Source organism: Arenibacter sp. F26102 (genome assembly GCF_023015865.1).
Taxonomy (GTDB): domain Bacteria; phylum Bacteroidota; class Bacteroidia; order Flavobacteriales; family Flavobacteriaceae; genus Arenibacter.
This window is the reverse complement of the sequence record NZ_JALKBC010000012.1, coordinates 93,359-116,936: the sequence shown is the minus strand read 5'-3', so window position 1 is coordinate 116,936 and position 23,578 is coordinate 93,359. Positions and strand designations below refer to the sequence as shown.

The 23,578-nt window shown below is 35.2% G+C and carries 16 protein-coding genes; 13 read left to right on the top strand and 3 right to left on the bottom strand.

The genetic code is table 11. The features are described 5' to 3' along the window. Positions 1–137: 137 nt before the first annotated feature. Positions 138–1,445 carry a Gfo/Idh/MocA family oxidoreductase gene (locus tag MWU78_RS16455; protein ID WP_246999720.1) on the bottom strand — a complete coding sequence of 436 codons (1,308 nt, stop codon included), beginning with the start codon at positions 1,443–1,445 and terminating at the stop codon, positions 138–140. 760 nt (positions 1,446–2,205) lie between these two features. On the opposite strand from MWU78_RS16455, the gene MWU78_RS16450 reads away from it, so the two are divergent. The 11 genes from MWU78_RS16450 (at position 2,206) to MWU78_RS16400 (ending at position 19,928) form a co-directional block, all read left to right on the top strand. Continuing rightward, entirely contained in the window at positions 2,206–3,141 is a 936-nt protein-coding gene (locus tag MWU78_RS16450) for an ester cyclase (RefSeq protein ID WP_246999718.1), read from the top strand. A 36-nt stretch (positions 3,142–3,177) separates the two neighbouring features. Then, positions 3,178–4,509 carry a sulfatase gene (locus MWU78_RS16445; protein WP_246999716.1) on the top strand — a complete coding sequence of 444 codons (1,332 nt, stop codon included), beginning with the start codon at positions 3,178–3,180 and terminating at the stop codon, positions 4,507–4,509. A gap of 218 nt (positions 4,510–4,727) precedes the next feature. Further along, positions 4,728–6,083, top strand: a complete 1,356-nt coding sequence (locus MWU78_RS16440) for an FAD-dependent oxidoreductase (protein WP_246999714.1) — start codon at positions 4,728–4,730, stop codon at positions 6,081–6,083. Between the two features lie 11 nt (positions 6,084–6,094). Beyond that, positions 6,095–7,237, top strand: coding sequence for a hypothetical protein (locus MWU78_RS16435; RefSeq protein WP_246999711.1), 1,143 nt, complete (start codon positions 6,095–6,097; stop codon positions 7,235–7,237). A gap of 358 nt (positions 7,238–7,595) precedes the next feature. After that, positions 7,596–8,516: a DUF1837 domain-containing protein gene (locus MWU78_RS16430; RefSeq protein WP_246999709.1), complete on the top strand. Its 921-nt coding sequence runs from the start codon at positions 7,596–7,598 to the stop codon at positions 8,514–8,516. 2 nt (positions 8,517–8,518) lie between these two features. Then, positions 8,519–10,633, top strand: coding sequence for a DEAD/DEAH box helicase (locus MWU78_RS16425; protein ID WP_246999707.1), 2,115 nt, complete (start codon positions 8,519–8,521; stop codon positions 10,631–10,633). 132 nt (positions 10,634–10,765) lie between these two features. Beyond that, positions 10,766–11,875: a DUF4236 domain-containing protein gene (locus MWU78_RS16420; RefSeq protein ID WP_246999705.1), complete on the top strand. Its 1,110-nt coding sequence runs from the start codon at positions 10,766–10,768 to the stop codon at positions 11,873–11,875. Between the two features lie 269 nt (positions 11,876–12,144). Next, on the top strand, positions 12,145–16,527 hold the full coding sequence (locus tag MWU78_RS16415; RefSeq protein ID WP_246999703.1) for an AAA domain-containing protein: 4,383 nt from the start codon (positions 12,145–12,147) through the stop codon (positions 16,525–16,527). A 205-nt stretch (positions 16,528–16,732) separates the two neighbouring features. Beyond that, positions 16,733–18,013 (top strand): DUF2130 domain-containing protein, encoded by a 1,281-nt coding sequence (locus tag MWU78_RS16410; protein WP_246999701.1) that lies wholly within the window; start codon positions 16,733–16,735, stop codon positions 18,011–18,013. Positions 18,014–18,087: 74 nt separating this feature from the next. Then, the gene (locus MWU78_RS16405; protein WP_246999699.1) at positions 18,088–19,539 is read left to right on the top strand and encodes a serine hydrolase domain-containing protein; all 1,452 of its coding nucleotides are present in this window, start codon (positions 18,088–18,090) and stop codon (positions 19,537–19,539) included. Positions 19,540–19,625: 86 nt separating this feature from the next. Then, positions 19,626–19,928 carry a hypothetical protein gene (locus tag MWU78_RS16400; RefSeq protein WP_246999697.1) on the top strand — a complete coding sequence of 101 codons (303 nt, stop codon included), beginning with the start codon at positions 19,626–19,628 and terminating at the stop codon, positions 19,926–19,928. A 59-nt stretch (positions 19,929–19,987) separates the two neighbouring features. Here the strand turns inward: MWU78_RS16400 and MWU78_RS16395 are convergent, their stop codons facing one another. After that, positions 19,988–20,479 (bottom strand): heme-binding domain-containing protein, encoded by a 492-nt coding sequence (locus tag MWU78_RS16395; protein WP_246999695.1) that lies wholly within the window; start codon positions 20,477–20,479, stop codon positions 19,988–19,990. Positions 20,480–20,676: 197 nt separating this feature from the next. On the opposite strand from MWU78_RS16395, the gene MWU78_RS16390 reads away from it, so the two are divergent. Together MWU78_RS16390 and MWU78_RS16385 are read left to right on the top strand one after the other, a co-directional pair. Further along, complete coding sequence (locus tag MWU78_RS16390) at positions 20,677–21,048, top strand: hypothetical protein (RefSeq protein ID WP_246999687.1); 372 nt, start codon at positions 20,677–20,679, stop codon at positions 21,046–21,048. Between the two features lie 424 nt (positions 21,049–21,472). Further along, positions 21,473–22,012, top strand: coding sequence for a hypothetical protein (locus MWU78_RS16385; RefSeq protein WP_246999685.1), 540 nt, complete (start codon positions 21,473–21,475; stop codon positions 22,010–22,012). A 111-nt stretch (positions 22,013–22,123) separates the two neighbouring features. Here MWU78_RS16385 and MWU78_RS16380 read toward each other — a convergent pair whose 3' ends face one another. After that, positions 22,124–23,443, bottom strand: coding sequence for a hypothetical protein (locus MWU78_RS16380; RefSeq protein WP_246999683.1), 1,320 nt, complete (start codon positions 23,441–23,443; stop codon positions 22,124–22,126). Positions 23,444–23,578 lie beyond the last annotated feature (135 nt).

The window sequence follows — 23,578 nt, the reverse complement described above, 5'->3', positions numbered from 1 at the left end:
TAAGGTTAAATTATTTATCAAAATAAAATAGCTGTTTAACAGATTACCGGACGTAGTTTTAGTTACAGCAGAATAAAGTATTCCCATAAAAATAGCAATTTTGAGTACTCTTCACCTCTAAATTGCTAAATCTATAATTAAATCATTGTGGTGATTCCCGGAACCGCTATTCCTGGACCATCATATTTTAAATCCCAACTGTACTCATCGTTCTCGGGACCAAGGGATACGTTGGAGTTCATGGCCTCTTCCCAACTGATCGTTTGTCCGGAATAAGCCGCATCTCTAGCTATTATAGCCATCAAGGTACTATTGGCGGCCATTTCCCCATCATTTATAGCGCTGCCCATACGAATGGATTTAAACAATCCGTCGTGCTCACTTTGGTACATATCGTTTGTTTCCCCCTCATATTTCCATTCATTTTTGCCCCAAATCTCGTGCCTATTTCCCTGATAAAATGCATTTCCCAATGTACCTGCGACTTCTACAGAGTTTCTGGACGACCCTCCATTAAGTTGCCTTGTGGAAACATTTCCTTTTAAACCACCCCCGTAATCAAATTCCACTGCAAAGTGGTCATAAATATTGCCGTACTTTTTATCCGTACGCCACTGTCTTCCACCTACCCCGGTTGCACTCAATGGCATTCGTTCTCCCATGGCCCAGGAAATCATGTCCGTACTATGGACGAACATTTCTACAATAAAATCCCCGCTCAACCAATTGTAATAATACCAGTTGCGCATTTTATATTGCATATCGTTCCAATCCGATTGACGTTCTTTATGCCAAAGTTCACCCCCGTTTCTAACTGAGGAAATAGATTTTATTTCCCCTATATCTCCACCCAATACTTTTCCAAAGAGGGCCTGTTTCGGTAAATCATATCTAAAACAGAGGCCAGAAACTATAGAAAGGTTCTTTTCTTTGGCTCTTTTTGCAGCCTCCAAGACTTTACGTACCCCAGGCGCGTCCACGGCAACGGGTTTTTCATAGAAGACATGTTTACCAGCGTCTATGGCCGCGCTAAAGTGTTTTGGCCTAAATCCCGGGGGCTCGGCCAAAAGCACTACATCCACTCCGGAATCAATTAATTTTTGATAAGCATCAAAACCAACAAATTGCATTTCTTTTTTCACATCTGCTCGTTGCCCATGTTCTTTCTTCAACAATTCCAAAGAATTGCTCAGCCTATCCTCAAAAATATCGGCCATAGCATGCAAAACCGTATCAGGGTCTGCACTTAGTGCCTGTACCGCCGCACCCGTACCTCTACCACCACAACCTATCAAGCCAACCTTCAATACTTTATTCTGTGTAAGGAATGGATTTGCAAAACCAGCGTTTAGGGTCGCTGCACTAAAAAGTGTAGCTGCCCCCGCTTTTTTTATGAAGGACCTTCGGTCAGAGCCTTCTAATGAAACAATACCTTTTTTAGTCATAATCTTTAATTTACATAGCCCGGATTCTGGGTAATTACAGTATTAATATTCATTTTGTCCTTGGGAACAGACCAGCAATAATCCCTGTTTTAATTGAAATTAGCAACCACTCCATAGTCCAACAGCTTCCATTCACCGGAAACAGCATCTTTATAGTAAATTTTCTTGGTCCAACCTGATTTTTACATAACCGATTTTCCAACGATTAATATCAAATACGCGCAACCTCTCAAAAGCCAAATTCCTCAATCGTTCAGGTTATGTTTCGTTAAGTATGTCATTGTTATTCCAGACCCAATCTTTCTGGATAGTTTAAGGCCAGAATAGATATAACTTTGGTTCAACTTATTGGTATATGCCATTTCTTTGTAAGTCTGCTATTAACCAAATATAATAATTTATAGTGAACAAGTTGATGACCAATAAGTTATCGAAATAAAATATTTAGACGGCTCGGATGGAGTTTGTTTTCTCATTGAACCATTTAATATTTATTGGTTTACTTTTACTATAGATAGAATATTTGGAAGTACCTGTAGTTGCGTTTGCATTGGTTTTGCCAAACAATCAAACTTGCTTGGACCCAGCCAAAACAGCTAGCTTCTTATCAGGTTACAGCGTTTTATAAGGTGCTTCATAGTGCTTTAAAGTAATCCTTTAATGAAAATAAGTAGATATAAAAACAATAACCAACAAACAATAATCGCCATTAAAACGGGAGTTTATAAAGACCGTTGGCAGCAATTAAAAGAAACTGATTATGAATAAAACTTCAAGAAATCAAATTTTATCAATTTTGCTACTAGCCTTGCTGATTGTGAGTTGTAAATCTAAACAAAGCTCAGAAGAACTTTCAGAAAACACTACTTCAGACCAAATAGAAAGCACATCAAGTCAATCTGAAAAAGAAATAAAAGCTATATTGGAAAGGATCTTGGCTGCAGTTGGAAACCGGGATGCTCAAGAATTGGATGACCTGAGTTTCGACCAGGGCATTATCGCATATACGTATCCGGACGATGGACAATGGCAGCATAAAGAGATGACTATTGACTCGTATTTGCAAACCATCCGAGATATGAAAGATCCAAAGCCTATTTTAGAATCCGCCAATTCGTATAAGATAAATATAACCGAAGATCGATTGGCCTCAGTAATAATTCCTACCGTCATTTCAAAATTCGGTGTTGCCACTAGCAATGAGGTCAATCATGCTATAATGATGAAAGACAGCGACCAATGGAAACTGTTAAGTATTTCATGGACCGCTCAGCGGATTCCCGAAGAAGAAAGAGAATTCGATTTAAATCTCTGTGCACGCAACTATGCCCAAGTCTGGGGTAGTAACCGACCTGATTTTGTTGCTATGTTTTATGCTGAAGACGGTTCATTACAAGTGAATGACGGAGAACCTGCCGTTGGTAGAAATGCCATTACAAATGTTGCTAAAGGATTTATGGACGCTTTTCCTGATATGATTGTTTCAATGGATAGTCTAGTCACTAAATCTGACAAAAAACGATTCTATTGGACACTGACCGGAACAAATGACGTACCAAATGGAACAGGAAAGAAAGTTAAAATTAGTGGATTTGAAGAATGGACATTAAATGATGATGGATTAATCCAAGAATCAAAAGGCTATTTTGATGAAAAAGAATACAAGCGACAACTTGAATTTGGAACGGATAAATAATAACTGCTGCCAACAATTAATAAAAAGAAGATTGCAATGCACATTAAGATTAAACCATTTATATCAAAATTGGTAGTACTTATAATTTTTGGTATTACAGCATGTCAGCCTAGTAATGACAGTTCAAAAAACAGACCCAATATTATCATTTTCTTTACCGATGATCAAGGATACGCAGATGTGGGGTGCTATGGTGTAGAAGGTTTTGAGACTCCTCATATTGATCGTTTAGCTTCTGAAGGTATTCGTTTTACAAATTTTTATGTTCCAGCAACAGTTTGTACGCCTTCTAGGGCCGGTCTTTTAACAGGTCGCTATCCTAAAAGATACAATCTTCACGAAGCGGTTCTTTTCCCCTTTTCAGAAGGTGGGCTTTCATTGAACGAATATACGATGGCAGAATTACTAAGGGACAATGGTTATACAACTTCCATTATCGGGAAATGGCATTTGGGTCATAAAGAGGAGTTTATGCCAAATAATCAGGGTTTTGATATGTTTTATGGTGTGCCCTATTCCAATGACATGGATAATTACTATTATAAGGAGATTGATTTTCAATCCCCTCCCCTTCCATTTTATAGAAACAAAACATTGATAGAAAGCGGTCCTGACCAAGACTATCTAACCAAAAGATATACTGAAGAGGCCATTGATCAAATAAGAAATAGAGGTGAGAAACCATTTTTCATGTATGTTGCCCAAAATATGCCACATACACCACTACACGCTTCTCCTGCTTTTATAGGTAAAAGTGAAAAAGGATTATATGGCGATGTTATTATGGAATTGGATTGGAGTGTAGGAGAGATCGTAAAAACGCTGAAAGAACAAAAAATCTATGATAATACTATTTTTATTTTCACCTCTGACAATGGACCAAGGATTGGTTCTGCAAAACCACTGAGAGGCAAAAAAGCTGAAACATGGGACGGAGGTCAGCGCGTACCGGCAATAGTGGCTTGGCCAGGAAAAATTCCTAAAGGAGTGGTTAGTAGTGATTTTACTACCACAATGGATTTATATCCAACACTTGCAAAAATTTCTGGTTCAAAGGTTCCCAATGATTTAAAATTGGATGGCTTGGATATTAGCGATTATCTTTTACATCCTGAAACTACCAAATTACCAGAACGGCCGTTTTATTTTTATGCCAGAAACGGTGAAATGGAAGCTGTTAGAATGGGGAAATGGAAACTTCATATTGAAAAATCCAGAGGGTGGGATTTAGAGGAAAGTGGTGTTTTTCCTGTTTCTCTATATAATCTTGATGCGGACATAGGTGAAAAAAATAATGTGGTAGATCAATTTCCTGAGGTTGTTGAGGAATTAACGAACATGATGAAAGAATTTGAAACTGAATTATAATAAGACAATAACACTATATAGTAGCGAATAACATCTTGGTAACAAGATATAAAATTAGGGCTTACCTACCGGCCGGCAGTTACGGTTAATTATAACCCGTCCTGAATCATCTGCACATACAAATACTCAAAAGAAAAAAATATCTAGTGCATGATATTGCGGATTAGTTATTAGATTGTCATTATTTACATTTGTGTTATCGTCAAACAATCAATTACATGAAAAGAAGATCAATGTTAAAATCCATGGGAGCAGTCTCTCTTGGAATGGTAACACCATCCTTTGCAAAGGGAGAATCGCTCGTAGCGCCATATAAAGTAAAAGAAGAAAGTATAACTACAGAGATATTGGTAGTAGGTGGTGGTACGGCTGGTACTATTGCCGCTATTCAGGCTGGCAGAGCCGGAGCACAAACGATCTTGATTGAAAGTGGGAGTCAGTTGGGAGGAACTACCACTACAGGCGGCGTTGCCTTTCCGGGGATATTCCATGCTTGGGGCAAACAAATTATTGGCGGTATAGGTTGGGAATTAGTGATGGATTGTGTGGAGTTGAATGGAGATAAATTGCCCAATTTCTCTAAGGTTCCAGATAGCCATTGGAAACATCAAGTAACGATAAATGTGTCATTATATACTTTATTGGCCGAAGAGAAATGCCTAGAGGCTGGTGTGGATATTCGTTATTATGAATCTCCAACACAAATTGAATTTAAAAAGGGAAAATGGATCGTTGAATCCGTTGGAAAAGGAACAAAAACAACCATCGTCTGCAATCAAATAATTGATTGTACTGGAAATGCATTGATTGCATCGATGGCCGGTTATGATGTGCTAAGAGAAAAAGATACACAACCTGGCTCCCTGATCTTTAGATTGGGAGGCTATAACTATGATTCACTTGATTTAACCAAGATTCCAGAAAAATACCACCGCGTATTGAGACAAAACATGCTCGAAAATTCAAAAAGGGAAAGTCGGGAGCACACCTATGTTCCCTATAGTTATGTATATGTACCGGGTGCAGATTCCACTACATCCGACGTACATACCAAGGCCAATAATGAAGGAAGAAATACCTTGCTAAAATTGGTAAGAACGCTAAAGACTTTTCCGGGGTGTGAGAATTTGAAACTGGTGGATTTAAAAACGGAAACTGCCGTTCGAGAAACCTATCGAATAGACGGTTTGTATAAAATGAACAAGGATGATTATACCTCTGGAAAGGTGTTTGACGATGCTATTTCACATTCTTTTTATCCGATCGATCTGCATAGGGAAGGAAAATCTATTTATCAAGAATTTTTAAAACCTGATGTGGTAGCGTGTATTCCGTTACGATCATTAATTCCGAAACAAAGCCGGAATTTTCTGGTAGCGGGTCGTTGTGTGAGTAGTGATAGATTGGCTAATTCTGCACTCCGCGTTCAGGCATCCTGTATGGGTATGGGACAAGCAGCAGCAGTAGCTGCGGTATTGGCCAGCAAGCAAGGTGTTTCTCCTGAACAAGTGGATATCAATGAAATTAAGGAACTGTTGAAAAAACATGGAGCCATTGTTCCCGCTCAAAAATAGAGAATTACCGCATGATCAAGTTCCGTTTTTTTACCGTGGCAATTATTGGTTTATTAGGGATGGTGTTAACCTCTTTTTTACAAGAAAAAGAATCCATAAAATATTGGGAAGTGGCTACCATTGAAAGTAGTGCTGCTGACGAACCATTAATTGTTGAGACTTATAAGGACACAGTAACCAATGAAACTATTTTTTTACGCAAGACAAAGGATGACCTACCGCTGCATTACTATAAAAAAGTAACAGGTGAAGTGTGTATGGACCAAGAATGTAGGTTGTTGAACATTGTGGTTTACTGGAATATTACGGGCAGGTATTTAGGGTTTGAATTGCTAAAAGGGGAGTTTTTGAGTAAATATGACCACGAACCATTTTCTAAAAGTGAATACCAACGATTACACCAATTATTGGCAGATTCATCAATGCCCTTAGATGTGGTATCTTTTGAAAAACTGGTAGAGCAACCCAATAAGGAGCAAGGAACTGCTGATGCTGTTTCCGGAGCCACTTCAAAAGGTGTAGCAGACATGGTAGTAAAGGGGGCCGCCTATACCACGTATAAATTATGGAATGTAATAAATGGTCCAACGATGGATTTAGTTTCAGAACTCACAGAAAAACAGTTGACACCCCTATTGATAAATCGTATTTTACAAAGTCCGGATAACAGTGATAAGCTGTGGGCTTTGAATAGAATTGGCAGTGCAACAGAACTGACACCAGATCTAGAGACGTCTCTTTTGGAAATTGTTTCTTCCGATGATTTTTATTTGGCATATAGCGCTATTCAAGCTGTAGAACCTGTTCATTTAAAAGCTACCGATTTGCAAGAGCATTTATTTTCCATGTATGCCAATGTCAATCACAGTATCCAGAAGGAATTGCTGAAAAAGTTGGGACAGGCTCCTGAACTGAGTTTAGAGGTTGTAAATGCGTCTAGAGATTTGTTGCATCAATTAAATGGACAGCAATTGGATGACCTGTTAAAACTGTATTCAAAACATGGCGTAAACGACCTTGAAACGTGTAGATCTGTGGTAAGAATTCTAGAAAACAAGAACAAATTTATTTCAAAAAAGGCCTACGACTTTTTAATTGGACTACAAATAGATGATGCTACTATCATGGAACGTTTGAATGCTTATAACCGGTGAAACTTTAACGTCCCGTTAAACAGTGCAGGGCTATCAATACACCCCAAAGATTGGATTTTTGTTACCCGTACCAACCCCTCCCCCAGGAACACCAAGAAATACCATTCAACGGATATATTAGGACTTCAACGATTAAGCGGATTCCAAAACCAATATTTGCTAACTTAGAAGGTTAGAAACAAACTCCTGGTTGTAGTACTCCCCCCGCTGCCCAACACAGAAAATTTTATTGGAATAATAGGAATTATAGGACACTAATAGGTATCTAGGTGCGGTCTAGTTGCTTTATAGTTTGCTATAAGTAGTATATCATCAATGATGATATCCAATTGTTGGGCGTCATTAAAAAAAACCGAGAATGAAATTTGAAATTATCGTAAATAACATATTTGATGACGTTAAGTTAGACGACACTTTAAGTCCGACTGACAACAAATCGGTTCTTGGAATTATTAACGACTTTGAAGATGGAGAATGGAGATATGAAAAGTTTCAAAAATATGTTTGGAATAACATTAAAGAAACTGCTTTAAGCCATAGCGAAAGACAAGCCTTGTTGAATGATGGTGCAGGTTCAATTCTTTCTGAATCTGCAAAAAAATTAAGACTAATAGAGTCTGTAGATGCAATTGGTAGAGGTAGTGAAATCGCAGAAATCGTTCTTTATGGAATAATGAAAGACCACTATTCTGCTCTTCCAATTGTACCTAAAATCTTTTACAAACAAAACACAAAAGATGAAGCCAAAGGCTCTGATAGTGTTCACATTGTGGTAGAATCAAAAGATTCATTTTCACTATGGTTTGGAGAGTCTAAATTTTATAACAGTATCGAAAATGCTCGTTTGGACACAATTGTAGCTTCTGTGAAAGACTCTATTAGTTTGGAGAAAATCAAAAAAGAGAATAGCATAATTACCAATTTAAGCGACATCAACGATTTTGACGAGATTTCAGATGATTTAAAAGCTAAAATAAAAGCAAGTCTTTCACAAGATGTATCAATTGATAAAATAAAACCAATTTTAAATATTCCAATTTTGCTTTTATACGAATGCGAACAAACAAAAGCAGGAACAGATTTAACAGCAGAATATAAACAAGGGATGATTGATTATCACAAAGACAGAGCAACACAATATTTTAAAAAACAAATTCAAAAATGTACAGACGTACATTTATACGAGAAAATTAATTTTCATATTATCCTGTTTCCTATTGCAGACAAAGATAAAATCGTAGATAAATTTATTCAAATAGCAAAAGCTCATAGAGATTAGATATGCAAGAACAAGTTTTTGACCAATGCCATATAATTAACGAGCTTCTGATAGGTAAACAAGAAAATGAAGCTAGACAAGAACTCATTAAGTTGTTGGACTACCACAATACTAATGAATTAGCTTACAATCCATTGGTTAATCATTTAATCAGGGAAACAGGACTTTTCCCTTATCTAGAACCCGAAACGTCTAATTGGGAAGAACGATTTATTTATAATGCTTTTAAAGTGGACGTTGGTGAAGAAAAACCGCTAACACTTCATAGAGAACAATCATTTTTACTTAAAAGTCTTTTAGAGGGCAGGAATATTGCGGTTAGTGCACCAACAAGCTTTGGTAAAAGCTTTGTGATTGATGCTTATATCAAAATCAAAAAGCCTAACAACGTATTAATTATTGTACCAACATTAGCTCTAACAGATGAAACTAGAAGAAGGCTCTATAAAAAATTCGCACACGAATATAAAATCATAACTACCTCTGATGTTGAATTGTCTGCTAAAAACATCTTTATATTTCCGCAAGAAAGAGCAATGAATTACATCAATATTGTAGAATCATTTGATATAATGATTGTTGATGAATTCTATAAAGCTAGTAGCAAATTTGATAAAGAAAGGTCACCAAGCTTAATCAGGGCAATGATAAGACTCGGAGCGAAATCTAATCAAAAGTATTATCTCGCCCCAAATATCACGTCTATAGATAGTAATCCATTTACTAAAGATATGGAATTTATCAGGCTTGATTTTAATACAGTCTTTTTAGAAAAACACGAATTATATAATCAAATTAACAACAACGAAGAGAAGAGCGAAAAACTATTAGAAATTTTATCTGAAAACAGAGGGAAATCTTTGATTTATGCAGGAACATATTCAAATATTGATAGTTTAACTTATCTTTTTCTAGATACATACGAACCTGTAAAAAATGAACTGCTTGAAATGTTTGCAGATTGGCTTTCTAAAAACTACGATGTCAATTGGAGTTTAACAAAGTTAATTAGTCGTGAAATAGGCGTTCACAATGGCAGATTGCATCGTTCATTAAGTCAAATTCAAGTAAAACTATTTGAAGAAGAAACAGGTATTCGGAATTTGATTTCAACATCCTCAATTATAGAAGGTGTTAATACATCAGCAGAAAATGTAATAATATGGCGTAATAGAAAAGGAAGTGCAAAACTAGATGACTTCACTTACAAAAATATTATTGGTAGAGGTGGAAGAATGTTTAAACACTTTATTGGCAAAATCTACATTTTAGAACAACCGCCAATTGAAGGTCAAACACAATTAGATATTCCATTCCCGGATGAAATATTAGGAGATTTAGACGACACGAAATACGAAGGATTGCTAACTAAAGAACAAGTTGCAAAATTGAAAATCTATAATGATGAAATGGGTGAACTTATAGGCGTTCAAGTATATGAGGACCTAAAGGCAGAATCTGCATTTCAATCAAGCAATTCTGAATTAATCAAGACAATTGCTATTGACTTAACAACAAATCCTGATGAATGGAATGGATTATATTATTTGAATGAATTTAAACCTGAAAATTGGGATAGACTGTTGTATAAAGTTATAAAATTACAACCAGGAAATTGGGATACAGGCTATAAAATATTCGTTGAATTCATTAAGATAATGGCATATAATTGGCGTAAATCTATTCCTGAATTATTGAAAGAACTTGAAGATTATGACGTAGGTATTGATAAATTCTTCCTTTTGGAAAGAAACGTAACATATAAATTTTCAGCCTTATTAAATGACTTAAACACCTTGCAAAAAAGAATCTTAAAGGACAAACAATATGATATTTCAAAATTCATAAAGCGGTGTTCTCACGCTTTTCTTCCAAAGGTTGTGTTTCAATTAGAGGAATATGGTTTACCGCGAATGATATCAAAAAAATTACACGAATCTAATGTTATTGATTTTTATAATAACGAATTGACAATTCATAGTGTAGTTGAACAACTTAATGAAATTGGTAAAGAAATGACTATCGAAAGGACAAATAATTTAGATGAGTTTGATAAGTATATTTTGAACTATTTCTTTGACGGAATAAAAATAACGAACGCCCAACAACGTATATAAAAAATAGCGGTTTTGGTGCTTAAACAAAAGATAAATAATAAAAATAAGGTCAGTTATAAACCGAAAAATTAGTGCTTAAAAATCTGCTACTTTTCATATACAAGACCTTTAGCACCAATATAACAAAAAATTATGGGATTAAAATTTAGAAGAAGACAAAAACTATTTCCGGGGTTTTATGTAAACTTTAGTGCCAGTGGAATAAGTACCACTTTAGGAATAAATGGATTTAATGTTAACCTAAATAAAGATGGAGCTTATTTAAACACCGGAATTCCTGGAACAGGAATTTATGACAGAAAAAATATTACGAATTGGAATTCCAACAATTCAACTCCTGAAAAACCCTTAAACGAATCTCCACAAACTGAAAATTATTTCCTTCCAGATAATTTAAGAGGCGAAATCAAAAGTAAAAATGCTTCAGAAGTTACTACACAAGGTTTAGTAGAATTAAAAGAAACATTAGTTGCAGCAAATAAAGAAATGGTTGCAATTAAAAAAGAAATTTTACAACTTGAAAGTAAGGTGAAAAATTCAAATACTTTAAGAATAATATCAAAAGTATTTTTAATTGGATTTTTAATAAAATGGTTTGATAACGATTATCTAGAGAAAAAGGAATATTTAGGTAATTTAAAAAAACAAGTTAAAGAATGCCATATTGATATAGAAATTCATATGGATAGAGTCCTCGATGAAAAGTATTTGAAACTAAAACTTGCATTTGATAATTTATTAAAGTCTTCTATTATATGGGATATGACAAGCGCAATTCCAAATGAGGACAATCGGTCTTCTGCCAACAGAAGCATTGAACGTAAGCCTACAAAAATAAGTTACCAGAAAATACCATTTTTAAATTCTATTTATGAGGCTATGTGCTTTCAAAATCAAAATGGCAGCAATATTTACATATATCCAGGTTTTGCTGCACTATTTAATAATAAGGAAAATTTCGGACTTATAGAAATTGATAATTTAGATATAACATATGAATCTATGAATTTTCTCGAAACTGAAAAAATACCTAAAGACAGTAAAATCGTCGGAGAAACTTGGGCAAAAGTAAACAAAGACGGAACACCTGACAGAAGATTTAAAGATAATTATAAAATTCCCATAGCACGATATGGAGAATTGACTTTCAAGAGCAACACTGGAGTTTTTGAGGTTTTTTTATTTAGTAATGCGGAATACTCTGAGGAGTTTGCTGACAAATACAATCAATATGTTAAATGAATTTCTGGAGTAAACACTGTATAAAATTAATTAATAGTACAAACCTATTAACGAAAATCCTCGCATTTTCTATGTGGTTTGTTGGCTAAATTTGTTGCTTAAACTACGCAATTAATCTTATACAAACACGTTGTATGCTATGCTTAAAAAGCCAACCACACAAACCGCATATTTGGCTTATTTTCTAAGCTCGATCAAAAATGCGGAAAGCCGCAAATAAAATTAAAAATGAGAGCTTATTTTAATTGACCTAAAATCAACCAAAAAATATGGAGATTACCGAAAAGCTACTGATTGAATTACAAAACCGACTTAAAGTTGGTAGTCGAAGAGGTGTCCATTTAAATGCAATTCCAGCTCGTTCAAGATATAAATTTGACTTAACAAGATTATCTCATATAGACGAAAATCTTCCTAAGAACTTCATCAATTCTTTATTAACGGAATTACCTCTAAAGTTCAAAATTAGTTGGAAAGATAATGTTCCGGACCTTAACTCGCTTTTTGAGGAAGACCAAACACAACTTGTCAAAATCACCAAGTCTTTTGAAAATTTAATTAATCAAACCGATGCAATAGAATCTGAAAAAGGAATAAATACATTTGGCTTTGGATTTCCAATACTTGTAAGACGAGATCAATCAGATAACAAACTAACTGTTGCTCCTATTTTAATCTGGTCATTACGAATTAGAAGAACCAAAGAATTCAATACTTGGGAAATACTTCGAAACGAGGATGATCCAATCTACATAAATGAAGTTCTTATAAATCATTTACAAAATGATTCAAAAATTGAGATTGATCAAATTTCTACTGAACATTTGGATGATGGAATAATCGACAGAGCCGAACTTTTAGATATATGTGTAAATATCATAGAATCAATAAATAGTTCAACTCCAAACGATTTACGCGAAACATTTGAGAAAAAACTTGATGAAATAAAATCCATTCCTGAAAAAAACCATTACGAAAAACTACCATTAACATCTAATAATTCATTTATTGATTTTGGAGGGCTTTTTTCAATATTTGAAGTTCAAAAACAAAACATAATACACGATTATGGTAATTTACTTGAACTTAAAGGAGCTACCATTGACCTTGAGGATATGGAAGAACACTCATTTCAGCCAATTTCATCCGTTGAAACAGACCCTTCACAACAAGGAATTCTACATGCGTTAAAAGCTTCTCGAAACATTTTAATACAAGGACCTCCGGGAACAGGAAAAAGTCAATCCCTTACAGCCATTTTAGTAAACGCTTTAGAAAATCAAAAAAAGACAATTGTGGTTTGCGAAAAGCGTACGGCTTTAGAGGTTCTTTATAATGCACTAAATGATAAAGGTCTTAATTATCAATGCGTTCTTTTAAAAGACATTGTTAAAGACAGAAGATTGGCCGTTGATTCCGTTCGAGATAGAGTAGATAATTCTTCATATCGCAGATATAGATACACTCATTCTAAAGAATCTTTAGATAACATTATTGAAAAATCAAAAACTTTAATTGATTCAATAAATAAGCGACATAAAAAATTAGGTGAAAATTTAGTCGGCAATAAAAATTGGACTCATATTGTCGGGACTCTATTATCTGAATTAAAAGACAATTCTGAAGAATACAATCTTGATTTACCGAAAGATTCTTTCAGTTATGAATCAGCAGAACTCAATCAATTACTTGAACTAATTCGGAAAGGACAGAATTTATATGATGAATATAAACCTCATTTAAAACTTTCATTTATAAACTCTACAAAATTAGTTGGAGACAATCCATTTATTATAGAACAGCAGATCGAAGAAGATTATTCAATCTATAAAAAGGAATTAAAGTCATTATTAGATAACATATCACGTTATGAATTAGAATATTACAAAATAAGAAATGCGCAATTTAACTTGCAAAAAACCGCAATCTGTGATATTGAGACTTCTATCCAAAACCTTCTAAAAAAACACGAAACAAACAATGAGTTTTTAAATCAGGAAAAAACAAATAGCTTATTATTCAAAACCTTTTCCATCTTCTCAAAAGAAAAGAAGACTACACTTAATGACCAAAAATTATTAAGTTCCCTTTTTAAAGATTATTCATCAAGAATAAACAATAGTAAGGACTTTGAAAATATTAATTTTTCTATTTCAATCAAAGAGAATCAAAATATTCTAAAAAAGTATAAGTTAATTATTGAGAGAATAGAAAATGAATTTCAATCGAAAATACAGAATGAATACAAATTTCTTAATTTACTTGAATCTACTCAAAAGGAATTTGACACAGAACTCCTACAAACGATAAAAGCAAGCTTTACAAGCCTAAAGACTAAAATAAAAGAACAAAATTGGACAAATAATCAATTAAATGGCAATTTACACAATACATTAAGTTCTCAAATCCAGACTTTAATTGATTCAAAAGAATGCTTTTTTGCAAACGAAAATGACCTTTTTTCTATTGAGTTTAAGTGGTTTCAATTTTACAATTTATTATCTGCCGAGCATAAATCAATCATTGACCAATTAAAGGAAAAAACAAATTGGAGGAAAACATTTTTGATTTTCTACCTTAATTCTATGCTTGTAAATTCTGCAAATATAGATTTACCAACAAATGACAACGATCATATTGAATTGGGAAAATCTTTGTCCGAACTCGAAAAAGAACAGATTAAATACATTAGAGAGTATTGGTTTTCAAAACAAATAGATGCAACTAGAGAATTTGATAATAAACATCCAAATTTAGCTGTTGAAAATCTGTACAACAAACGAGCTGGAAAGCGCCATAAAAGATTATCCTTACGAGAAATTGTAAAGTTGGATATGGATTTATTCACTACTTTCTTTCCCATTATTCTAACAACTCCAGACGTCGCAAGCAACCTCTTTAAAGGGCAAAATCAATATTTCGATATAGTCATGTTTGATGAAGCAAGTCAATTGAAATTAGAAGACAATTTACCAGCACTTCTAAAAGGGAAACAAATTATAATTGCAGGAGACGAACACCAAATGCCACCCTCAAATTATTTCAGCAAAATATTTGATGGAGTAATTGATGATGAGGATGAATTTGAAGATGAAATAGATAAGATTAAAAACGATATAAGTAATTCTCTTTCAGATTGTGAATCATTGCTTGATTTTGCATCTGAATTAGGTTTTGAGAAAAAACATTTAGATTTTCATTACCGCTCAAGACATCCTTATCTTATCGATTACTCAAATTATGCTTTTTATAATCAACGGTTAAAACCACTTCCAAACAGTTTTGAATATGTACCAATAAATTATGTTCCCGTAAATGGAACATATTCGGATAATTCCAATGATGCAGAGGCTGAAACCATTCTTTCAATTATCGATAACAACATTTCAAGGCTTCCAAACGGAAAATATCCAACAGTTGGGGTTGCAACTTTTAACATCAATCAACGAAACCTAATTCTTGGAAAGATCAATGAAAGAAGAAAATTTGAAAAACATAGGGACTTTAACGATAAAATTATAGAGCTCGAAGAAAACGGATTTTTTGTCAAAAATTTAGAAAACATACAAGGAGACGAAAGAGATGTGATAATTCTTTCAACAACTTATGGCATCAATAAAGAAGGGAAATTTGCCCAACGCTTTGGTTCAATTAATCATCAAAAAGGGTATAAACTTTTAAATGTTATTGTTACAAGAGCCAAATACAAAGTATATGTTTGTACTTCTATTCCCGAGGACGTTTTTTTAAACTATAAAGAGCATTTATTAAGTGAAGGTTCAAATAATAGAAGAGGTGCTTTGTATGCATATTTAGCTTATTCAAAAGCTGTTAGTGATGGTGATAATGATGCAAGAATTTCAGTCTTGAATACTCTTGCTGAAAATTCTGCAAAAAGCACTTCAATTGACAATTTAAACGAAGACCTCGAATCGCCATTTGAGGAAGAAGTTTATGAAGCATTAACCGAACATTTTGACGAAACAAATATTATTCCCCAACTTCAATTTGCAGGTTTTAGGATTGATATGGTTTATGACACGAAACATATTGGACTTCCGAAAATTGCCATTGAATGCGATGGTGCTGCTTATCATTCAAGTCAAGAAGCATATTTACATGATAGGCACAGGCAAAAAATTCTTGAAGGACATGGTTTTATATTTCACAGAATATGGAGCACAAATTGGTGGCGAAACCCTCAAAAAGAAACAAAAAAATTAGTTGAGTTCATTAAGAGTATTGAAAATGGCAGTCCTTCAATTTTTGAGGATAAATCCAAAACAGGATTAGCATTTACAGATAATATAACGATAATTGAAAATGAACTTTCAAAAGTTTCCCCAAACCTTCGTACGAATTTAAAAGAATCAATAGAAGCTTTAAGTAAAAAAGAGGAAATTCAAACAGAATTATTTAAAGAAACCATTACTGTTAATAGTAAAGTGAAAGTAAAATATTTAAATAATGATAAGGATTTGACAGTTCATTTAGTGGAACAAACTGTTTCAAAACTTGAAAAGTCCAATGGAATTCAGAAAATAAATATTAAAACACCTTTAGGCATTGCCTTAAAAGGAAAATCTGTTGGAGATACTGTAAAAATTGGAGGATTGGATAATTATGTTCGAATATTAGAAATCATTAATTAACCCAGCCCTAAAAGGAATATACTTTTGCAATTCACACAAGCCAAAACGAAACCTAAAATTGTAAATGAGTATGTCTTTGCCAACACTGACAGTCATTAATGAAAGAAAATGACCGTGCGGTAACATTATGTATGAGAACATTGTTGCCCTGCGGAATAGCTACGACGCCTTACAGGAAACGTGGTGCATTAAAAAAAGATAGAACATGAACGAAATTATTTGTCCAAATTGTAAAAAGGCTTTTAAAGTGGATGAGGCTGGTTTTGCTGATATTCTTAAACAAGTTAGAGACCATCAATTTGAAGAAGAACTAAATAATCGTCTGGCTCTTGCAGAGAAGGAAAAGGAAAGTGCCGTTAAGCTTGCAGAGGCTAACATTAGAAACGCATTACAAGAACAGCTTGCCAAAAAAAACAATGAGCTAACGCTACTAAAAGCTAACAGTGATGCCGATTTAGCTGATAAGTTGGCAAAAAAAGAAGCGGAAATCGCTGAAATGAAATCCAGAATCCAAAATGCGGAAATGGATAAAAAACTGTCGGTCTCAGAGGCGGTTAAAATCATTGAAAAAGAACGTGACAATCTTGCTAATAATTTGAAGATTAAAGAAACCGAGACACAGTTACTTGAAAAGTCGATTAAGGAACAGTTTAGCAACAGACTTATCGCAAAGGATGAAACCATCAAAATGAAAGACGATGAAATTGCTCGTTTAAAAGACTTTAAACAGAAACTTTCTACGAAAATGGTTGGCGAAACTTTGGAACAACATTGTGAAACGGAATTCAACAAACTTAGAGCAACCGCTTTTCAAAACGCCTACTTTGAAAAAGACAATGATTCTAAAAGTGGTAATAAGGGCGATTTTATCTATAGAGAAACTGATGATGCCGGTAATGAAATCATTTCCATTATGTTCGAAATGAAAAATGAAAATGATGAAACCGCGACAAAAAAAAGAAATGAGGATTTCTTTGCTAAACTTGACAAGGATCGTAAAGATAAGAATTGCGAATATGCCGTTTTAGTATCGCTCCTGGAATCGGAAAATGAATTTTATAATACCGGAATAGTTGATGTTTCACATAGATTTGAAAAAATGTATGTAGTACGGCCTCAATTCTTCATACCAATAATAACACTACTGCGTAATGCAGCAATGAATTCCTTGAAGTACAAAGCAGAATTAAATTTGATGAGAAATCAAAATGTGGATATTACCAATTTTGAAGAAAAGATTGATGCCTTTAGAAAAGGTTTTGCCTATAACTACGATTTGGCAAGTCGCAAATTCAAAACTGCCATTGATGAAATAGACAAAACAATTAGTCATCTTCAAAAAACAAAAGACGCACTGTTATCATCGGAGAACAACCTCCGCCTGGCGAATAATAAAGCGGATGATCTAACCATAAAAAAATTGACCCACGGCAATCCTACGATGAAAGCAAAATTTGATGCACTTTCGGATAGGTCTGAAGAATAGCCGATATTTAAGTCATATTAAGGTAAAATCAATATATGGTTTAAACCACCTTACTTAACGTAAAGTTTAAAAAAATGAAGTACTCCTCTTTAACTTTAGTCTTTTTAATCCTAATTTGTGGGTGTAAGCCTTCCGAACAACTGGTGGAAAAGAAGGAGAGCAAACAAGATGTAATCAATTTTCTGTTCCAAGATTATATTGGCGAAAAGCCAAGCGCAAGTTTTGTTGTCATAAAAGATGGTAACATAAAAGAGTGTCAAAGTTTTGGCTATGCCGATTTGGAAAATAAAATCCTTGCCACTTGTGAAACCAATTATAGACTAGCGTCTGTAACAAAGCAGTTTACTGCAATGGGAATTTTGGTTTTAATACATCAAGGAAAACTAACTTATAACACCAAACTCACAGAAGTAATTCCCGAATTCTCGGAATATGGGAAAGACATTACCATAAAAAATTTATTGTCGCACAGATCAGGTTTACGAGCTTACGACAAATTATATACAGAAGAAGGAGAAAAACAGCTTGTTGATAAAGATGTGCTCAATCTTCTAATAGCGCAAGACAGCCTTTTGTTTCCGGCAAATTCCAAATACCAATACAGTAATTCGGGTTATGCTGTTTTGGCGATGATTATAGAACGGGTGTCCGGTAAAACTTTTAAAGAATTTATGGATAAGGAGATTTTTGAAAAAACAGGTATGGCCAATAGCACTATTTACCTAAAAGGGGTACCTATTAAAAATCGTGCCTATGGTTATAAATTCAATGACAGCATATATGAAAATAAGGACCAAAGTACTTGGTCGGCCATTCAAGGCGATGGTGGTGTTTACTCCTCTGTTAGTGATTATGTGCATTGGGATAAAAGTTTATATGATGAAACGCTTGTAAAAACAGATTTGAGAAACGATGCCTTTTCAAGTTGGGACGAACATGGAAAAACCGATGGAAAAGGCTATGGGTTTGGGTGGCAGATCGACATTAAAAATGATAGAAAGTATTTAATGCATGGCGGTAGTACTACCGGTTTCTTAAATTATTCCCTACGGATTCCTTCAGAGAAGATTACAGTAGCAATTTTTACCAATACCCAAGATTATGGTGGACTGGGCCGTAAAGCCTATTTTTTGGCTAGTTATTTTTCCGATGGTAAAATTCCTATTCCTGCTGACATATTACTTGATAAAGACATTGAAGATAATGGAATAGAAAATATTACAAACAAGTTTAGTCAACTAAAATCGGACCCTACTAAATTTGATATTGTAGAAAAAGATTTAGTCAGTTTAGGTTTTAGTTATTTGAAAAAAGAACCCGAAAAAACACTAAAAGTGTTCGAGTTGGTTAAAACAAATTTTCCGAATTATTTTGGCGGGTATTTTGGATTGGCACAATACTACAGAACAAGTGGAAATAACGAAATGGCGGTTGAATATTTCAAAAAAGTAACCGAGATGGCAACAAGCGATGACCAACGTCAGATTGATTATGCTAACAAAATGATTGAACAATTGAGCCAATAAAACTGTAGCTAACACCTAAACAGCCCTGGCCCTCCCCTCTTGGCATATTGTTGTATTTAACCCACATTAAAATCACCCTTGATTCTATGATCTACATAACACAACTTATTTACGTTATAGCCGGACAGGAAGAAATATTTCATCAGTCCAAGGAACCTGCCATTCCCACTATTTTAAAATATAATGGTAGACTTACCCTACGGATTAGACCCACAGAGGAATCCGTAATTGAAAAAAATATGGAGACCCCTTATGAAATCCATTTGGTGGAATTTAATACGCAAGAAGACTTTGATAATTTTAAAAATGACGAGGAGCGAAAAAAGTTCCTGCATCTCAAAGAAAAGTCGATCAAATCTTCCATTTTAATCCAAGGAACTAAATTATAGTAGCTGCTTATTTCCCCTTTTTACTTACAAATGGGGCACCTTAACAAAAATTGTCTTGTTTAAAAGGTTTTGGTTGAATCAATTTCGTTCTCCACTTTCTTCTGTGTTTCCTTTGCCCAGTCGGCAATATGTTGGTATTGATCGTCCGTTAGTTTAGCTTCATCATGCAGCAAAAGGTACGATTTAAGCGGCATGCTTTGCTCTTTCATGACCTTGTGAAGGTTTTCGAATTTCTTGGCAGCAGTATCTGGCGGATAGGTGGCAAATTCGGAGAAATTCAAGGCCTGTTTGGCCTTCTTAATATGGCCGTTCATCCACCAGCTTACGGGTTGTATATTATAATACCACGGATAATCTTCTGTATAATTGGAATGGCAATTATAACAAGCCACATACAGATCCATTTGGATAGCCATTGGCACCTCGTACTTATCTGTTATGTCCACATGGGTATCAGCGTCGACATAATTTTTTTCAGGATTAAACACAGGAAGTTGAAGAATCAGGACGACTATAAATAACGCAAGGACAATCTTTAACCTAGTACTCATAATTTTAGATTCAAAAAGCAGCTATTTTAAGAAAAATAGACCTAAAATGCTTATAATGTGTAACTAAGCTAATAATTTTTTTTAAAGTTTCTGGAAAACAATTCTACCTATCGCACCATAATTTCTTAACAATTATTCCAATAAATGCCATTTAAATTGTAATTTTAAAGGAAGCTTGTTTAACAAAATCATATACTATGAAACATACAAAAACTCATTATTTCGGATTATTAGTGATGGCTTTTCTTTTCATGTTCTCTACCAATGCTTTTGCCCAAAGCAGTGAAACTATAAAAGGAGAAGTTTTGGACCTATCTTGTTATGTTACGCAAGATGCTACAGGGCAAGGCCACAAAAAATGTGCCCAAGCCTGTTTGGATAAAGGATTACCTGCCGGAATTCTCAGCGAAGACGGAATGGTTTATCTTTTGGTGGAAGACCACAACGCAGCTGACGCCTATAAAGAAGTAATTTCGCACGCTGCTGAAATGGTTGAAGTAACCGGAAAAGTGGTCGATAAAAATGGTGTAAAATCTATAGTCGTAGAAAAAGTAACGGTAAAAGGATAAACTACAAATCCTTTTAACCCTATTTAAAAGCAGTTCTTTCACCGAACTGCTTTTTTTTATGGCTATACTTTCCTATTGTCCAATGTGGGGGTCAGCCTAGCCCCTTAGGATATTTCATTTGAGGTTTGCCGTTTAGCTTTACTATTTTTAGATCGGTTTTCATGAATATTCGATTTAGTTCATTGATTTCTGCTTGTTATTTCAAGGTATTCATGAACCTTCGGTTTCTTTGCTTGTATGACCCTTCGACTCCGCCTGTCTGCCGGTAGGCAGGCTCGCGCCAGCGGTGGGGTTATAGGCTACCGCCAAGAGTTTTATGCAATGGCAATTGTTTCTTCCCCCCTATGCAACTAACAGCTGGAACGTCCACAAAAATTTGACGCAACCAATAGGTGCATATCCTATCTACTAAAAAAAATAGACCATGAAAAACAAAATTTATTTTATAGTATCATTATTAATTGGCGTCTCAATATCGTCTTGTTCCAACGATGATGATATCAACTATGAAAATGATTTTGAAAGTAGCCACGAAGCCTGGTTGGATTTTAAGGCATCATCGAATAATTCATATAAGTATGTGGTATCCAGTGGGTCTATTTTGACAACTTATGGGTGGGAAACAACTATTACAGTTTCAAACGGGGTAATTATAGAAAGGGCTTTTAGATACACCTCCGGAGCAGAAGAATTTGTACCTGTAGACCAATTGGAATGGACCGAGATTGAAAATGAAATTAATAGTGATGAACACCAACATACCAGTGCCTACACTGCATTAACCTTAGATGAAATATATAACAAGGCCAAACAGGAATGGTTAATAAAAAGAAAAAATTCCACATCATACTTTGAATCCGAGAATAATGGATTAATCTCTACCTGCGGCTATGTTGAAAAAGGATGTATAGACGATTGCTTTAATGGAATTACACTAAAAAGTATAGTAGCTTTATATAATTGATCTATAAAAAAACCAAATGACAATAAAAGGTGCGAGCCTGCCTATCGACCGATAGGCAGGCTCGCGCCAGCGGTGGGCCTGACTTATGGTTATGTTCTTTAATAAAACTGCTTATTTCCCCAACCAGGTATCGAACCAATTAAACGCATCGGTTTGCATCTGAATATCAAACTTATGTCCACCATCATAGAATTTGCCGCTATATTTCTCGGGATGGCCGGCTTTTGAAAAGACCGAAGCGAGTATCCCATCGGCTTTTTTCATTTCTGGCAAGGTGAACAGTTGGTCCTGGTTATTGCTCTGGACCATGGTAGGAAGTGGTACGCGAAGCCCCATAATTTCAGGGAAATCCAGATAATTTGCCAAGCCCGGGGTATAAGTCATCCAGGTGTGGGTGTACGCCTTGTTCAGTAAAAAATCTTTCCAAGTGGTCATAAACCCTACGCAAACGGCACATTTTATCCTAGCATCCATGCCTCCCAAATAAACTGTACGGAGTCCACCGCCCGAGAGTCCACTGCAACCAATACGATCCGCATCCACGTCTTTTCTGGCACTCAGAATATCCAAGGCAATACGGTCTTCCGCCAACACCATACCGGGGTATGAGGTGCCCGCGGAGAAGAGGGACTTCGCCATTAGGTGTTCGTGGTGGCCGGCCCATTCGTTATAGGCTTCTATGTTCCTGACATCTTCTGCATTTTCATCTGTACGTCCCTCCGCTTTCAATGCTCCCCATTCAATACCGGCCATATCCTGGTAAAACACCCGCCGGCTGGCAAAGGAAAAGGCGTCATGTACCAAAACGGCATAACCCCTCTTGGCTATCTCGTTGGCCCATGCCCTACCCTCATAATAGCTTTGTTGGTGTGCTTCCATGAGCAAGTGCTGATTGTCGGAAGTCTTGGTGATCTTTCTTTTGCCAAAGTATTTCTGGCCGCCATGGTCGTGCAAGGCCAAAACAGCGGGCAACATCCCTGTACTGTTTTCGGGTTTTAAAAAAATAGCTTCCACATCCCTTCCGTAGGGCAATTTCCAGGTAAGTTCCTCAATGTCGAGTCCGTCGTAGTTAAATTTCCTTTTAAGGGTAACGGTAATATTATCCTTTATCAAAGGCTCTGCTATCTGTTCTTCGGCCTTGGCATGTGCGCTTGGTTTCCAATCCTCAATTTTGGACCAATGATCGTTCCGGAACGACAATTTGGGCGGATCTTGCATCTGATCAGCCAACCAAGGGCCGTATTGACCTATTTGGCTTTTCTGGAGTTCTGAATTCATTGGGAAAGGTTTTGAGGTTGGTACCATATTTTCAAAAGCGGCGGTCATGGAGTTGGGCATGAGTGGCAAGGCCACAGTAGCCATCGCGGTCTTGGAAATAAAGGCCCTTCTGGAACCTTGGATTTCGGCATCCGTGTTTTTGGAATTTTTCATTTTCTAAAATAATTGGTGGAACATTTAAAGTTACCAATTATTTCCAACTATTCGCTACTGTTGGTTATAGGTTACACAGCAGCTATGGACTATACAATGTATATGTTGAAATAAATCCCTCCACTATTTGGAATC